Annotated in this window: 15 protein-coding genes and 2 tRNA genes (1 of these 17 running past the window's edge); 10 read left to right on the forward strand and 7 right to left on the reverse strand. The window is 43.8% G+C overall.

The genetic code is table 11. From position 1 onward, the window contains the following. Positions 1-235: 235 nt before the first annotated feature. From PTT44_RS08705 to PTT44_RS08715, 3 genes are read left to right on the forward strand one after another with little or no spacing between them, the layout of a single operon-like run. Positions 236-2,317: an FUSC family protein gene (locus tag PTT44_RS08705; protein ID WP_168159420.1), complete on the forward strand. Its 2,082-nt coding sequence runs from the start codon at positions 236-238 to the stop codon at positions 2,315-2,317. Positions 2,318-2,319: 2 nt separating this feature from the next. Continuing rightward, positions 2,320-2,526, forward strand: coding sequence for a DUF1656 domain-containing protein (locus tag PTT44_RS08710; RefSeq protein WP_005400946.1), 207 nt, complete (start codon positions 2,320-2,322; stop codon positions 2,524-2,526). Positions 2,527-2,561: 35 nt separating this feature from the next. Further along, positions 2,562-3,569: an HlyD family secretion protein gene (locus PTT44_RS08715; protein WP_168159366.1), complete on the forward strand. Its 1,008-nt coding sequence runs from the start codon at positions 2,562-2,564 to the stop codon at positions 3,567-3,569. Positions 3,570-3,693: 124 nt separating this feature from the next. On the opposite strand, the gene ruvX is transcribed toward PTT44_RS08715, so the two are convergent. The 3 genes from ruvX to recN all read right to left on the reverse strand — a co-directional run bounded on the left by ruvX (position 3,694) and on the right by recN (position 6,458). Continuing rightward, a complete protein-coding gene (ruvX, locus tag PTT44_RS08720) occupies positions 3,694-4,137 on the reverse strand; it encodes a Holliday junction resolvase RuvX (RefSeq protein ID WP_273795616.1) in 444 nt (147 codons plus the stop codon). Then, complete coding sequence (locus PTT44_RS08725; protein WP_004692720.1) at positions 4,130-4,684, reverse strand: YqgE/AlgH family protein; 555 nt, start codon at positions 4,682-4,684, stop codon at positions 4,130-4,132. The genes ruvX and PTT44_RS08725 overlap by 8 nt, the downstream gene beginning before the upstream one ends. A gap of 112 nt (positions 4,685-4,796) precedes the next feature. Next, a complete protein-coding gene (recN, locus tag PTT44_RS08730) occupies positions 4,797-6,458 on the reverse strand; it encodes a DNA repair protein RecN (protein ID WP_168159365.1) in 1,662 nt (553 codons plus the stop codon). Positions 6,459-6,849: 391 nt separating this feature from the next. On the opposite strand from recN, the gene ppnP reads away from it, so the two are divergent. From ppnP to PTT44_RS08745, 3 genes are all read left to right on the forward strand, one after another. Continuing rightward, positions 6,850-7,173, forward strand: coding sequence for a pyrimidine/purine nucleoside phosphorylase (ppnP, locus tag PTT44_RS08735; protein WP_004692718.1), 324 nt, complete (start codon positions 6,850-6,852; stop codon positions 7,171-7,173). 142 nt (positions 7,174-7,315) lie between these two features. Beyond that, complete coding sequence (rlmB, locus tag PTT44_RS08740; RefSeq protein ID WP_168159364.1) at positions 7,316-8,065, forward strand: 23S rRNA (guanosine(2251)-2'-O)-methyltransferase RlmB; 750 nt, start codon at positions 7,316-7,318, stop codon at positions 8,063-8,065. 32 nt (positions 8,066-8,097) lie between these two features. Beyond that, entirely contained in the window at positions 8,098-9,015 is a 918-nt protein-coding gene (locus tag PTT44_RS08745) for a DMT family transporter (protein ID WP_168159363.1), read from the forward strand. Between the two features lie 14 nt (positions 9,016-9,029). On the opposite strand, the gene coaE is transcribed toward PTT44_RS08745, so the two are convergent. The 4 genes from coaE to pilB are packed head-to-tail and all read right to left on the reverse strand — an operon-like array spanning position 9,030 to position 13,481. Continuing rightward, complete coding sequence (gene coaE / locus PTT44_RS08750; protein WP_168159362.1) at positions 9,030-9,629, reverse strand: dephospho-CoA kinase; 600 nt, start codon at positions 9,627-9,629, stop codon at positions 9,030-9,032. 6 nt (positions 9,630-9,635) lie between these two features. After that, a complete protein-coding gene (locus PTT44_RS08755) occupies positions 9,636-10,496 on the reverse strand; it encodes a prepilin peptidase (RefSeq protein WP_168159361.1) in 861 nt (286 codons plus the stop codon). After that, a complete protein-coding gene (locus PTT44_RS08760; protein WP_168159360.1) occupies positions 10,496-11,722 on the reverse strand; it encodes a type II secretion system F family protein in 1,227 nt (408 codons plus the stop codon). Before PTT44_RS08760 ends, PTT44_RS08755 begins: the two co-directional genes overlap by 1 nt. Before the next feature lie 46 nt (positions 11,723-11,768). Next, positions 11,769-13,481 (reverse strand): type IV-A pilus assembly ATPase PilB, encoded by a 1,713-nt coding sequence (gene pilB / locus PTT44_RS08765; protein WP_168159359.1) that lies wholly within the window; start codon positions 13,479-13,481, stop codon positions 11,769-11,771. Positions 13,482-13,760: 279 nt separating this feature from the next. On the opposite strand from pilB, the gene tpiA reads away from it, so the two are divergent. The 4 genes from tpiA to PTT44_RS08785 all read left to right on the forward strand — a co-directional run. After that, positions 13,761-14,552, forward strand: coding sequence for a triose-phosphate isomerase (tpiA, locus tag PTT44_RS08770; RefSeq protein ID WP_168159358.1), 792 nt, complete (start codon positions 13,761-13,763; stop codon positions 14,550-14,552). A 13-nt stretch (positions 14,553-14,565) separates the two neighbouring features. Beyond that, entirely contained in the window at positions 14,566-14,895 is a 330-nt protein-coding gene (gene secG / locus PTT44_RS08775) for a preprotein translocase subunit SecG (protein WP_168159357.1), read from the forward strand. Positions 14,896-14,948: 53 nt separating this feature from the next. After that, positions 14,949-15,033: transfer RNA gene (locus tag PTT44_RS08780), tRNA-Leu, on the forward strand. A gap of 57 nt (positions 15,034-15,090) precedes the next feature. Further along, a tRNA-Met gene (locus PTT44_RS08785) sits at positions 15,091-15,141 on the forward strand; it runs 114 nt beyond the window's last position.

Consider the following 15,141-nt stretch of genomic DNA (forward strand, 5'->3'; position numbering starts at 1 on the left):
AATTATCATTATAAATGTCTTTTAATGAATAATGATTTTGTTATTTATTGAGCTATTTTCTTTCCTTTCAACATGGCGCTGTCTTTGACCATGTCAGTAAAAGACTTCATTTATTTGAATCATTTTTTCATCCGTCTTCGCATGAGGTGAGGACGAAGTGATGCTGTTTGTCTGAGCAATGCTGTGTGGAAGAATTGTTTAAATGTTGTCATTCAGCGCATTTAGAGATGAATTTATGTTCCTCACCAAACAGTTACTCGCATTCCGTCCAAATAAATTGGACTGGATTTTTGCGACGAAAACCTTTTTGGCAGGCATGCTTTCACTTTATGTCGCATTTTCTTTAGATTTGGCTTATCCCATTTGGGCGATTGGAACGGTTTTCGTCATCGCAAACCCATATGCGGGTATGACCTCCTCAAAAAGTCTTTATCGGGTGTTGGGAACGTTGCTGGGAGCGATTGTTTCGATTGCAGTCACGCCAAACCTGATCAACACTCCTGAATTGTTCACATTATTTTTAGCCACATGGGTCGGGTTTTGTCTATATTTTTCATTGTTGGATCGGACGCCGCGTAGCTATATTTTTATGTTGGCGGGCTATACCACGGTCATTATTTGCTACAACATTGTCTATAACATTGAAACCACCTCCATGTTTGATATGGCGATTGGTCGCTGTATTGAAATCACGGTGGGAGTACTGTGTAGTGCAGTGGTGAATGCGGTACTGTTTCCCATGCATATTGGTCCCGTAGTCAAAACCCGTGTTTCACAGACTTTTCAAGACACCCGAGCGGTTTTTGATCAGATCCTGACAGATGATGTTAAGGCCATTAATTACAGCACTACGCTTAGTCATATCACGCGGGATATTGCCGATATTCATGTGATGGCCGTGCACTTGCGTTATGAAAAATCGACCTTGCAGGGCATGACCAAACCGCTCCAAGAAATGCTGCATCAACTCAGTATGTTGGTGACGAACTTGGTGGCCATGGCCGAGCGAATTCAGCAGTTAGATCACATTGACTCACGCTACCGTCCAGCTTTAGAAAAGGCGCATGCACAGATTGTAAAATTTTTACAAAGTGATCAGGTCATTTTAGAGCAGGACTTAAACCAGCTACCTGAGCAGTTTGAGTCAAGTTTTCAAGCCGTGTTTGACAGTGCCTTGCCACAGCAGCAAGTCATGTTAGCCAGTTTAAAAATGGATGTGCGTCATTTCACCCAAAATATACGCGCCATTAAGTTGATTTGGCAGCGTATCCAACAGGGGGATGACAGCTTACCCGCAATCGTGACCCCAATTAGTACCAACTATCCCAACCTACATCGAGATCATGGCGTAGCCGTGCGTGGCGGAATTTCAGCTTTTATTGTGGTGCTTGTGGCGACTGGCTTTTGGATTATCAGTGGTTGGAAAGCGGGTTTTATGATGGCAGAGATGGCCGCTATTTGTGCCTGTATTTTGACCAGTATGGACAATCCTGTTCCTGCCTTAAAAATCTTTATCCGTGCCAGTCTGTATGCGGCGATTATTGTCTTTATTTATGCTTATGGCATCTTTCCGCACATCAGCGCTTTTTGGATGTTGGCTGTGGTGTTGGCCCCTTTTTGTATGTACTGTCTGATGCTGTTTTTACACCCACCACTCACAGGTTTGGCGCTACCTTTGATAATGGGGGTGGTCATGGGCTTAAACCTGCAAAACCGTTATCACCTTGACCAAGTGATGTTTTTTGATGCATCGATTGGGACGGTGCTTGGCCCTATCATTTCTGTCTATGTGATTCACTTGGTGCGTGCGATGTCGCCGGACATTACCGCCAAGCGAATCCTGTCTTTACATTATAAAGCGATACGACAAGCGCTTTATCTACCTTATGGGGTGGAGTTTAGAGTGCATTTACGCAGTATGTTGGATCGGATAGGCGTACTGAATACCAAGTTAGTACAGTCCGATCGCTTGAAGCAAAAAATCAATTTGGCCCTGATTGAATCCAGTGCGGTGATTGATTTAACTCGGGTGCAAGAACTGATTGAAAAAATGCCTGTGCAGTCCTCTATCACACTGCATCTACAAGAACTACAAAGCCAAATGGATGCTTATTTCCACGCTAAAGAATTAGACCATAGCGACCTACAGGTCAGACAACACATTTTGGACAAAATTCAGATCATTCAGGCCGAGCTTATACAGCTGCAAGATCTAAGCATTGCTCGGCGTTTGCAAGTTTCACTGAATAATATTCAAAGCAGTCTTTGTCATGCGACATGGGACGAAATGTCTCAAGTCCGTTTGTTGGGAGCATAACGATGGGTGAACTTAATATCTATGGTGTGTATGTGCCAGTTTTGGTCATTCAGGCGGTATTGGCCTACATCGTATTACGGTTACTCATGCGGGTGACCGATCCTTGGGTCGACAAAGGCTGGATTTTTTTACCCAGTATTTTTTATTTATGCCTCTACATTACAGTGCTTGGCATGGTCCATTGGGGTTTTATCGTGAGCTTTGCCTAAGCGCACATCTGATTGAAATGAATGAGGTAAAAGAAATGGCATCCTTTGATTGGCGTAAACTGAGCCGTCCCATCACTTTAGTGCTGATTGCGGGTATCGCGATCGCGGTGCTCGTGCATCTTTGGCATTATTACAATGCTGAACCGTGGACACGTGATGGGCGGATTCGTGGTGATGTGATTCAAGTATCTTCCGATGTTTCAGGCTTAGTCACTGAAGTTTTAGTGCATGATAATCAAAGCGTCAAACAAGGGCAGGTGCTGTTTAAAATTGATGTGGCGCGTCAGGCGCTTGATGTGGAACAAGCCAAATCAGACTTGGCTAAAGCCAAAGCCAGTTTGGCGGCTGCCGAAGCGGAGCTGTTTCAAAGCAAAGCCAATTTGACCAAATCACAAGCCAATAGTCACTTGGCTGATAAAAATGCAGAACGCTATGCCAATTTGATGGATGGTGCTATATCAAAGCAAGAACAAGATCAGATGTTTGCCGTACGAGATCAATCACATGCCGAACATGAACAAATGCAAGCGGCGATTCAGCAGGCCAAAGCCAATATTGCGCAGCAACAGGCGTTAATCGATGTAGCCACCAGTAATTTACATTTGGCTGAATTAAACTTGAACCGTTCCGAAGTGGTGGCACCAGCCGATGGCACACTGTCTAATTTTGAGATGAAAGCAGGGAATTATGTCAAAGTGGGGCAAGCGGTAGCGGCATTATTAGATCGCTCGCAGCTTTATGTGGTCGGTTATTTTGAAGAAACTAAGTTAAATAAAATTTATCTCGGTGCGCCTGCGACTGTACAGTTGATGGGTGACTCAAACATCTTAAAAGGGCATGTGCAGGGGATTGCTTCAGGCATTGAAGATCGTGAACGAACTACAAGTACAGGTTTATTGGCCAATGTAAACCCAACTTTTAGTTGGGTACGTTTAGCGCAGCGCGTTCCTGTGAAAATTGCACTGGATGATATCCCTAAAAATGAATTGGCCTTTGTCGCGGGGAGAACCGTAACGGTACATATTACCGAGTCACAGCACTAAATTGGCCTTTGTTCATTTCAAAAAAAGCATCCGATGAGGATGCTTTTTTTTTGAACGCTATTTGATGTGTTGAGATCCGACTCCAGTCATAAAACCCACGTCATCTGTTTTAAGAAAGTCTTACTTAAGGTGTAAGCCCTTCAGGATCGCGATACCAGCTTTCAATAAACAAGGTTGCGGCAAGGCTATCAGCAGAAAGTTTTTTGCCTCGACCTTGCGCATGGTAATGGCTCAGCTCATCACGGGCTGCACGAGTACTTAAGCGTTCATCCACCATCCATGTTTCAATATTGGTTTGATGACGTAAACGACGTGCGAACTTACGTGCTCGAGCAGATAATTCCGACTCACTATCATCCATATTGAGTGGTAAACCGACTAAAAATATATTGGGTTGATATTGCTTAATAATTTTATGCAGTTCATCCCAATTGGGGATGCCATCTTTCATTGGAAACAAAGCCAAAGGCGTTGCACTTTCAATCAGTGCTTGACCGACTGCCATGCCCATTTTTTGTGTACCGAAGTCAAATGCCATAATCATTTGGGGCGTGTTTAAATCAGGCATGTCCAATCTCAGAAGACAACCAGGTTCGGTCCAGCCCGAGTTTTTTATAGGCTGCGTCCCAACGGTCGTCATAAGGAATATTAAAAATCAAATCCATATCAGCATCGCAGACTAGCCAATCACCACGAGACAGCTCATCTTCCAATTGGTTTTTGGTCCAACTGGTATAGCCCAAAGCAATTTGATAGCGACCTACACCTTCATTATGCGCAATCGCATCTAAAATATCTTTAGACGTGGTGATACAGATATTTTCCCCCACCGCAATGGAAGAGTGCCATGTCGGCTGGCCCGTATGTAAGACAAAGCCAGCTTCTGGACGCAAAGGCCCACCTTGGAGAACATCGTGTGGTCGGACGTGATCGGCTTCAATTTCAAGATCATTGAGCAGTTCTTTGACTGAAAGTCCTGAAGGGCGGTTGATGATGATGCCTTGAGCACCTTCCTCATCGTGTCGGGCCAAATAAATCACGGTATGGGCAAAGACTTCATCTGCCATATCGGGTGGGGCAATGAGACAGCGATGCGTCAGATATTGTTTGCTCACCTAAAGGCTTCTCCTTGAAATTAAAATGCTTCTAGTCAAATGTTGTTATCTACCACGTTACTAGACTAATGCACTTTCTCCAAATCTTTTTTTGTGATCCAGTCTACATAAATTAGGCGGATTGAAACTTCAACTGACGTAATTGCTTGGCATGTTGTAGTGTAGTGTCATTGATTTCAACGCCGCCTGTCATGCGTGCGAGCTCATCGATACGCTCATCTTCTTCTAAGTTTAAAATGGTGCTACTGGCAGGATCGGTCTGACGTTTTTTCACCAACAAGTGCTGGTCAGACTGTGCTGCAACTTGAGCTTGGTGGGTAATACACAGAATTTGCACATGCGAACCCAAGTCGGCCAAGAGACGACCGACAATTTCGGCTGTGCCACCACTAATACCGACGTCAATTTCATCGAAGACTAAAACTTCAGCTTCGGTTTTTTCAGCATTCATCACTTGCATCACCAATGCGATACGTGACAACTCTCCCCCTGAGGCAACTTTGGCCAAAGGTTGCGGTGGGATACCTTTGTTGGCGGTGAACAGTAATTGGATAAAACTTAGACCTTCACTAGAAACCTGCTCCATTGGTTCAAACTTAAACTCAAAGTGCGCTTCAGGCAGAGCCAATTGTTTGACCTGTTCGGTTAAATGTTTCGCCAATGGTGCGGCTGCATCGCGACGAATTTGGTCAAGGTGCTGGGCTTTATTTAACAGGTCCTGATGCGAGACTTCAACTTGCTCAGCTAGTGTTTCTGGATCTTCTAATAAATGGAGCTGTGCCAGTTCAGATTGCCATTGTTCATGTGCTTGTTTTAAGTGTTCTGGCTGCGTGCGGTACTTACGGGCAAAACGGTGGAACATCTCAAGCTGGGTGTTCAACTCTTCCATACGTTCTGGGTCATAACTTTGACGGTCAATAAACTGACGGAGATTAGCCGTGGCATCGTCAAGCTCACTTTGTGCATTCAGCAAAGAAGTATGAATCTCAGCCAACTGTTCACTGCGTCCTGCATGTGATTCTAAGCGGCGAATAATACTGGAAATTTCTTGATTAATATTTTGTTCAGCATCATCTAAGGCCGTAACAGCATAACTACAGTCCTGCATAATGTTTTCATGATGAGACAGGCGGTCGAACTCTTGTTCAATCTCTTTATAGTCGATTTGCACCACATCTTCGAGTTCTTCTAATTGTAAACTCAAAGTATCCATACGTTGTTTACGCGTGGCTTGAGCATCCAATGCGGCTTGGTGCTGACGAATGTCTTTTTGCCATGTGCTATAGGCTTCACGCACAGCTTGCGCTTCTGGGTAGAAGTTATGATAGAGGTCTAACCAGCGTCTTGGATAAGGCGGTTCTAATAGCTGTTGCTGACTGTGTTGGCTATACAGCTGGACCAGCAAACGCCCGATTTCTTTCAATTCAGCTAAGCTGCTCGGACGACCATTAATCCATGCTTTGCTGCGGCCAGTGGCAAAAATAACCCGTCTTAGATGAATTTCTCCTGACTCATCATCTAACTCATGTGCCTTTAGCCATATGGCTTCAGGGCTGTGCTCTTGATAGCTGAAAATAGCCGTGACATCAGCTTTGTCTGAACCGAAACGGACATAGTTGGTGTCGGTACGTTCTCCCAGACAGGCGGACAGTGCATCTAGCAATAATGATTTGCCTGCACCTGTTTCCCCAGTCAGGACATTAAAACCTTGATCGATATCAAGTGCTAAGTGATCGGCTAAAGCAAAATTAATTAAAGTTAAATGTGTCAGCATAAACGCATCCGAGCTGCGAAAAGTTTTAGTTTAAGATAGTGAAGTTTTATTCAGCCGACAAGACGGCAACGCTATTCGTTTTGTGCAAAGTCGGCTTATTTTAGCGTGAATCTGAAAGTCGACCTAGCAGATTTTTTAAATCCGACTGTTATAGCAAACTCAGCACAAACATGTGGGTATGCGGTGTATACAGAAAGAGTACGACTCAGCGAACGGATCGCATCGGCAAAAAACACGCCAAAATAGGCTAGAAAGTGAGGCAATTGTACGATGGTCGGACTTTAACAAAATATTGATTGAGGGGAATAAAACATCGATTGATTAGTTAATCGCACATCTTTAAACTAGCGAATCAATACGAATATAAATGCGCATTATCTGGAGTGTACGCATGTCAACTCAGTTCGACCATGTCTCTGTCATTAAAAAATCCAATGTTTATTTTGGCGGTTTATGCATCAGTCATACTGTGCAATTTGAAGATGGCACCAAAAAAACGTTAGGGGTTATTCTTCCGACAGAGCAAGCTTTGACGTTTGAAACACATGTGGCAGAGCGTATGGAAATTATTTCAGGCGAATGTCGTGTACAAATTGCTGACAGCGAAGAGAGCGAATTGTTCCGCGCAGGTCAGTCTTTTTATGTGCCTGGCAATAGTCGTTTTAAAATTGAAACTGACGAAGTGTTGGACTACGTGTGCCATTTAGAAGGCTAAGCCTTCAACTGATACTCGCCAAGTAATTTCAAGCGAAATCGGTTAAACTATCTGTTGCACAGCAATCCTGTAAAGTCAGCTTTACAGGATTTTTATTTTTGGTACATCGTGTCGATGGTCATTTATCTTTTAGAGGTCCTACATGGCTAAACCTGAATATTTCTATGGCGTTCATTCGGTGGAGTCATTGTTGGAACTTGAACCTGAACGCGTACTGACGCTTTTTACCTTAAAAGGGCGCGACGACCAGCGTTTAAAGCGTGTACTTGAGTTGGCTGAACCGTTTGGTATTAGCGTACAAAAAACCGGCCGTGATCGATTAGAAAAAATGGCGGGCTTGCCATTTCACCAAGGGGTTGTGGCTGCGGTCCGTCCTAATCCAGTTTTCAATGAAAAAGATTTAGAAGCCTTACTGAAACAATCGCCAAATTGTTTATTGCTGGGTTTAGATCAAGTCACCGATCCGCATAACCTAGGCGCATGTATCCGTACCGCGGCTGCAATGGGTGTCGAAGCTGTAATCGTGCCTCGTGATCGTTCTGCAAGTTTGACCCCGACCGCGCGCAAAGTCGCGGCAGGTGGTGCTGAAAAAGTTAAATTTATCCAAGTGACCAATTTGGCTCGGACTTTAGCGCAAATTAAAGATGAGTTTAATGTGCGTGTGGTCGGTACCATGTTGGATGAAAAAGCTTTGCCGCTACAACAGTTCGATTTTACTGGAACGGCTGTATGTGTGGTGATGGGTGCTGAAGATACTGGTCTGCGTCCAATTACCCAGTCTCAATGCGATCAAACGGTTTATATTCCGATGGCAGGAAATCTACAAAGTTTGAATGTCAGTGTAGCAACGGGTATGGCTTTGTATGAAGCATGCCGTCAACGTAATGTCTAAGATTTTTTAATTCCTGATTCAATGTAAACACAATGATGACCCCTCAAAAACAAGGCTATGTATTTATTGCCATCACCATGTGTATTTGGGGGGGATTTACCTTAACTGCGCGGCTCAGTGCCAATTGGGGTATTGGTGCGTGGGATATTACCGCCTTACGTTTTCTCTTGGCGTTTTGCATCTTAATGCCAATCTTGATCTATAAAAAAGATACCGCCTTTTTGTGGAAGAAAGAGCCTTTTATTTTGGCGATGATTGGAGGGGTGTGTTACTGCATCACCGCTTATAGCGCTTTTCATTATGTGCCTGCGGCACATGCTGCGATCTTTCTTAATGGCTGCATTCCACTTTGTACAGCTGTTGCAGCTTATCTGCTATTTCGACAACCGTTTGACCGGCATACTTGGCTCAGCCTCAGTATTATGTTGCTCGCACTGACGACCATGAGTGGGCTGATGTATCAAGAAACAGGTGTTGCTTTTAGTTTAGGTGATGGCTTGTTTTTCCTCAGTGCTGTGCTGTGGGGAATATTTACCGTTTTATTGAGACAATGGAAACTGTCGGCATGGCACTCCATGGCAGGTGTTGCGATTTGGGCTGCGATTATTTTTGTGCCGATTTATATTTTATTTCTACCCAAAACCCTAGCGCATGTGCAACCTGTGCAATTGATTGCTCAGGTTGTATTTCATGGCGTGTTCGTAGTCATCGTGGCGACCCTCACTTATGTGGAAGCGATTAAGCGTTTGGGGGCATTTAAAACAGGCAGTATTGTGACTTTGGCGCCTTTTATTGCTGCGATTATTGCGGTTCCTTTGCTCAATGAGCCTTTGAGTGTTGCGATTTTATGTGGTCTTCTGGGAATGGGGATCGGGGCCTTGCAGCCATGGCGTTGGATACGGCAGGACAGTTTGAAAGCCCAACTCGCACAACAAAAAAAGCAGTCATAATTGACTGCTTTTTTTTAGACTTCTGAATGGGCCAAATACTTTAAATGCAAAGGTCTGAGCTGTGCGTATAAGTGTTCCAAGTGTCCATCATTTACCACAATATCATCGGCCAACGCTTGTTTTTGTTCACGGGACATTTGCGCTTTAATGATGGTTTGAATTTGCTCAATGGTTTGATGGTCGCGCTGCGAAGCACGAAGAATCTGGATATCAATTGAAGCATCGATCAGAAGTGTATGTTGTGTTAGTTCATGCTGATTGGTTTCAAAAAGTAGCGGTGAAACCAAAATCGCATAAGGGCTGGTCGCAGCTTTTAATTGTTGCATGATGGACTGACGAATTGCAGGGTGGGTGATCTTTTCCAATTGCTTACGGGCAGACGGGTCCTGAAAAATGTGTTCACGTAAAGCGCGTCGATTCAGTTCGCCATTGTCCAGTAAGGCCCACTCGCCGAAGCTGCTTCGAATTTGCTGAAGTGCGGGTTGCCCTACAGCAACAATCTCTCGAGCAACCACGTCAGCATCAACTACCTGTATGCCTTGTTGTTCAAACCAGTGGCTTGCGGCAGATTTTCCACTGCCAATCCCGCCTGTCAGACCTAAAATAAATGACATATTATTTTAATTGCCTAAGTATATTTTCATAATTTGCTCACCCCACAAAAAGGCAATCCATCCTGCGATGGCAATATACGGACCAAAAGCAAAAGGCTGATTTTCTTTACGGACTTTGAGCAGGATGATGCCGATAATGGCGCCTACGAAAGAAGAAAGTAGCACAATCAGTGGTAGTAGCAAAGGACCCATCCATGCGCCTAAAGCAGCAAGTAACTTAAAGTCACCATAACCCATACCTTCCTTGCCTGTGATGAGCTTAAACAGAAAGTAGACAATCCATAAGCATAAGAAACCAATGATGTAACCCCAAATGGCCGCTGTCGGTGTGGTGTAAATCGCATAACTATTGACCCCTAAACCCAGACCTGCAAGGGTGAGGGTATAGCGATCAGGTAAAAGTTGAGTGTCAAAATCAATAAAAGTTAAGGTGATTAAAATGTAAGTGAGTACGAGACCGAACAGCATTTGGACTGTTGGACCAAAGACTGCAACCACGACCAATGCACAAATGGCGGTCAGGAGTTCAATCGCAGGGTAGCGAATGCTGATCGGGTTATGACAAGTGCCACACTTTCCTCGTAGCAGTAACCAGCTAATCACAGGGACATTTTGATACCAGCGTATGGCACTTTTGCATTTGGGGCAGGTCGAAGCAGGCTTGCTCAACGAGAGTTTCGTTTCATCAATAATAGGCTGTTCAGGATGAAGCAGAAGTTGGCAGTCGGTGCGCCATTCTTGTTCCATCATTTTTGGCGTGCGATAGATCACCACATTTAGAAAACTACCGATGCACAAACTAAAAACTCCAACGGCGAAATAAAGCGCCATTGGAGTATTGATAAGATAGGAAATTATTTCTTGCATTAAACCACTGAACCCATTTGGAAGATTGGTAGATACATGGCAATCACTAGGCCACCCACAAGTACACCCAAGACCGCCATGATCAGAGGTTCCATCATTGCCGTTAAGCCATCCACAGCATTATCGACTTCATTTTCATAGTGGGTTGCAACTTTATCCAGCATAGCATCGAGCGCACCAGATTCTTCACCAATCGCTACCATTTGTACTGCCATTGATGGAAATTTATTGGTGGCACGCATCGCGAATTGAAGTTGTTGCCCTGTTGCGACATCTTCACGGATCTTCATCACAGCTTCTTCATAGACCACATTGTTGGTTGCACCCGCGGTAGATTCGAGAGCATCAATTAAGGGTACACCCGCAGCAAAGGTGGTAGACAGGGTGCGGCTATAGCGCGCGATAATCGCTTTATAGACTAAATCACCAAAAATCGGGGCTTTCAGTGCGGCTTTATCCAGCATGTCACGAAACTTTTTACTGCGTTTTTTGGTTTCGAGTAATGCGGTAATTACCACACCAACGACAATAATCAAAATGAACCAGTATTTCTGCACCCATTCAGACATATTTACCACCATTTGGGTGAATGCAGGTAAGTCTGCACCAAAGGAACTAAATAAATCTTGGAACACAGGGACAACTTTGACCATCAAAATAATAGTCACGATCACCGCAACTACAACCACGGTTGCTGGATATTTCATGGCTTTCTTAATTTTTTGTTTTAGTAATTCACTTTTTTCTTTATAGACCGCGACACGATCCAGCATGGTCTCAAGTGCACCCGATTGTTCGCCAGATTCAACCAATGAGCAAAATAAGTTGTCGAAATATTGCGGATATTTTCTGAGTGCTCCAGCAAAGGTATTACCACCTTCCACTTCGCCTTTAATGCCGAGGACAACTTCACGCATAGACGGGTTTTCCAAACCTTCCGCCACAATTTCGAAACCTTGTACCAGTGGTACACCCGCTTTCATCATGGTTGCGAGCTGTCGGGTGAAAATCGTGATGTCCAGTGTCGTCACTTTTTTCTTCATTATGCCTTCAAGAATATTCTTTTTCTTTTCTCGAATACTCTTGATGGTAATCCCTTGTTTGCGCAAAGTAACTTTAGCGAGGGCAAGATTACGTGCAGGCAATTCCCCTTTAATTTTTGCCCCTTTACGATCAATCCCTTCATAATTGAAGGTTGGCATCATCTGTGCTTTTTTGACAGCCATGCATTTATCCTTATTCTTTCAATATTTCAATATTTCAATATTTCAACTATTCGCTGGTTACACGATTCACTTCTTGTAAGGAAGTGACCCCCTGCATAACCTTGAGTAAACCTGAACGACGTAAATTGTTAAATCCTAATTTTGCAGATGCTTCAGCAATCTGCAACGCATTGCCATCTTCCATAATAATTTTTGAAATTTCTGGCGTGACTTTCATGACTTCATAAATACCAACACGCCCTTTATAACCCTCACGGCACTCAGTACACCCCACCGGTTGATAAACTTTGAAGTCTGGATCTTGGATATCTGTTGAAGTAAAGCCCATTTCGAGCAAGCTTTGTTCGGGAATATCAACAGCGGTTTTGCATTGGTTACATAAGCGGCGCGCTAAACGTTGTGCAATCACCAAATTGACCGAGGTTGCAATGTTAAAAGAGGGAACCCCCATATTGCGTAAGCGTGTCAGGGTTTCAGGTGCACTATTGGTGTGGAGTGTCGACATGACCATGTGACCTGTCTGTGCAGCTTTAATTGCGATTTCAGCCGTTTCAAGGTCGCGAATCTCACCGACCATCACAATATCAGGGTCCTGACGTAAGAAGGACTTTAGTGCAGCAGAAAAGGTGAGGCCGACTTTATTGTTTACATTGACCTGATTAATACCTTCTAAGTTAATTTCAACAGGGTCTTCCGCTGTTGAGATATTAGTGTCTTCTTTATTTAGAATATTCAAACCTGTATACAACGACACCGTTTTACCTGAACCTGTCGGGCCAGTAATTAACAACATGCCTTGCGGTTTGTCTAAAGCCTGCATAAACAGGTCTTTTTGATCTGGTTCATAACCTAAAGCATCGATCCCTAGCATAGCACTAGATGGATCGAGAATACGCAGAACCAATTTTTCACCAAATAAGGTTGGAAGTGAGTTGACACGGAAGTCGATGGCTTTACTTTTTGACAGCTTTAATTTAATACGACCATCTTGCGGGACGCGCTTTTCAGAGATGTCCATTTGTGACATAACTTTTAAACGTGAAGCAAGACGAGTCGCCAGTTGTAGTGGTGGGCTGGCAATGTGACGCAGAACCCCATCTACACGATAACGGACACGGTAAGATTTCTCATAAGGCTCAAAGTGTAAATCTGATGCGCCCATACGAATCGCATCGATCAGTAATTTATTGATGTATTTGACGATCGGTGCTTCATCGCCTTGAGGTGAATCGTCTTCTTCGTCATTGGAGTTCTGAGGGTCTTGTTCTAAGTCTAAATCAATATCTTCATCAGAAAATTCAAAGCTATCGGCCTGCGCAAAATTTTGTTCGATCAGTTTTTCAAGCTGGGGATGTTCCACAATAATTGCTTCAATATTCATTTTAGAATTGAAGCGAATTGCGTCCATCGCATCCATGTTGGTTGGATTGCTGGTAGCGATATAGAGGATATTGCCACGACGGTAAATCGGCAACACACGATGCTTGGTGATGAGTTTATCTTCGACCAGATCCCGTAGAATTTGTACAGAATCATAGACACTTAAGTCAAAAACGGGCTCGCCAAATTCTAAAGAAATCGTCTCAGCGATCATTTGTGGAGAGAGTTTATGATTTTCAATCAGGTAAGGGACGATGTCTTGCTGAGCCTTTTTTGCAGAGAGCATTGCCTGCTGCATATTTTCAGCAGTCACGCGTCCGTCTTCGACTAAGCGTCGAATGAAGCCTGTGAACTTAGGCAAACCATTTGATACTGACATTCCCCAGATCCTTAACTTCTCAATTGTTTATAATTGGTATCGTAAAATTATACTTTTGTTGCACAAAAATACCATATCTGAAAGTGTTGTCACCACCTTAATATCGATTAAAAGCATGAACTGGTCGTAATAGCAGGCGGTTTTTTTACAAAAAGATGTCTTTATTTTCATTCGTATTATTTTGATTGCCGAAGAAATTCTAGAAGAAAACTATCTTTGAAAAATAAATACCGTGTAGAATGAGGCCGTTTTAATGAACTGTTTTGAATAGGGTGCTGTATGTCAGGTTCGACGATTAAGCCATGGGTTGTCGGCAATTGGAAGATGAACCCAATGCAGGCAGATGCCAAGCAATTGCTTCAAGAATTTAAACAGCTCTTGCAAGAGAATGAAATAGCAGAAGAAAAATGTAACATTGGGCTTGCGCCTGTGACGCTGGCTTTGACTTCAATGCAGACTGAATTGGCGAATGCTGCACGTGCAGTTTTTACTGTAGCGCAGGATGTTTCGCGTTTTGGCAACATGGGTGCATATACCGGTGAGGTGAGTGCAGAGCTGCTTAAAGATAGTCAAATTGAATATGTTTTAATTGGTCACTCAGAACGTCGTGAATATTTTGCTGAAAGCGCAGCAATTTTAAATGCGAAAGCTCAAAATGCCTTAAATGCGGGTTTAAAAGTCATTTACTGTGTCGGTGAAAGCTTAGAACAGCGTGAATCTGGTCAGGCAGAAGTAGTGGTTTTACAACAAATTTGCGACTTAGCCAGTGTGGTAAAGGCAGAGCAGTGGCCTCATATTGTGATTGCCTACGAGCCAATTTGGGCCATTGGTACAGGAAAAACTGCTTCACCAGAAGACGCGCAAACCATGCATGCGAAAATCCGTGAAGGCCTCACGCAAATTACCAGTCATGGCGCGAACATGGCCATTTTATATGGTGGTAGTGTAAAAGCTGAAAATGCAGTAGAGTTAGCGGCTTGTCCAGATATCAATGGTGCACTCGTCGGTGGGGCATCTTTAAATGCAACGTCGTTTTATAAAATTGTCGAAGCATTTGCAAATACAAAATAATTAGGAGTTCAGCATGCAAACTTTTGTGCTGGTAGTACATATTATCTTAGCTGTGTTGATGATCGTGCTGATTTTGGTCCAGCATGGTAAAGGTGCAGATGCTGGTGCTTCGTTTGGTGGTGGCGGTGCTGCAACTGTATTTGGTGCATCAGGTTCAGGTAATTTCTTGACCCGATTGACTGCGGTGTTGACGGCTTTGTTTTTTATCACCAGTTTGTCACTTGCTGTGTTTGCCAAAAAGCAAACCACAGATGCCTATAGCTTAAAGTCAGTGCAAACGACAAGTTCTGTACCTGCACAATCGACTGAAACTTCACCAGCTGCACCTAAAACAAGCGAATAATTGGAATTAGTCCTTTCTTTTTTGTGGCGATGCTACTAGAATGCGTCACAGCTGCGGTGGTGGTGGAATTGGTAGACACGCTACCTTGAGGTGGTAGTGCTTTCGGGCGTGGGGGTTCAAGTCCCCCCTTCCGCACCAACTTATGAATCCAGAAGATTAAGTTGGTGTATGCAGCGAATTCTATTGATGCGGGATGGAGCAGTCTGGTAGCTCGTCGGGCTCATAACCCGAAGGTCGTTGGTTCAA

Origin of the sequence: Acinetobacter sp. Gutcm_16 (assembly GCF_028649355.1) — a bacterium.
Taxonomy (GTDB): Bacteria; Pseudomonadota; Gammaproteobacteria; order Pseudomonadales; family Moraxellaceae; genus Acinetobacter; species Acinetobacter johnsonii.

Excerpts from the sequence above, each read along its gene's own strand:
- secG (WP_168159357.1), top strand. The coding sequence starts at position 14,566 with ATGCAAACTTTTGTGCTGGTAGTACATATTATCTTAGCTGTGTTGATG.
- pilB (WP_168159359.1), bottom strand. The coding sequence starts at position 13,481 with ATGTCAGTATCAAATGGTTTGCCTAAGTTCACAGGCTTCATTCGACGC.
- PTT44_RS08715 (WP_168159366.1), top strand. The coding sequence starts at position 2,562 with ATGGCATCCTTTGATTGGCGTAAACTGAGCCGTCCCATCACTTTAGTG.
- PTT44_RS08755 (WP_168159361.1), bottom strand. The coding sequence starts at position 10,496 with ATGCAAGAAATAATTTCCTATCTTATCAATACTCCAATGGCGCTTTAT.
- ruvX (WP_273795616.1), bottom strand. The coding sequence starts at position 4,137 with ATGCCTGATTTAAACACGCCCCAAATGATTATGGCATTTGACTTCGGT.
- recN (WP_168159365.1), bottom strand. The coding sequence starts at position 6,458 with ATGCTGACACATTTAACTTTAATTAATTTTGCTTTAGCCGATCACTTA.
- PTT44_RS08760 (WP_168159360.1), bottom strand. The coding sequence starts at position 11,722 with ATGGCTGTCAAAAAAGCACAGATGATGCCAACCTTCAATTATGAAGGG.
- coaE (WP_168159362.1), bottom strand. The coding sequence starts at position 9,629 with ATGTCATTTATTTTAGGTCTGACAGGCGGGATTGGCAGTGGAAAATCT.
- tpiA (WP_168159358.1), top strand. The coding sequence starts at position 13,761 with ATGTCAGGTTCGACGATTAAGCCATGGGTTGTCGGCAATTGGAAGATG.
- PTT44_RS08710 (WP_005400946.1), top strand. The coding sequence starts at position 2,320 with ATGGGTGAACTTAATATCTATGGTGTGTATGTGCCAGTTTTGGTCATT.
- rlmB (WP_168159364.1), top strand. The coding sequence starts at position 7,316 with ATGGCTAAACCTGAATATTTCTATGGCGTTCATTCGGTGGAGTCATTG.
- ppnP (WP_004692718.1), top strand. The coding sequence starts at position 6,850 with ATGTCAACTCAGTTCGACCATGTCTCTGTCATTAAAAAATCCAATGTT.
- PTT44_RS08705 (WP_168159420.1), top strand. The coding sequence starts at position 236 with ATGTTCCTCACCAAACAGTTACTCGCATTCCGTCCAAATAAATTGGAC.
- PTT44_RS08745 (WP_168159363.1), top strand. The coding sequence starts at position 8,098 with ATGATGACCCCTCAAAAACAAGGCTATGTATTTATTGCCATCACCATG.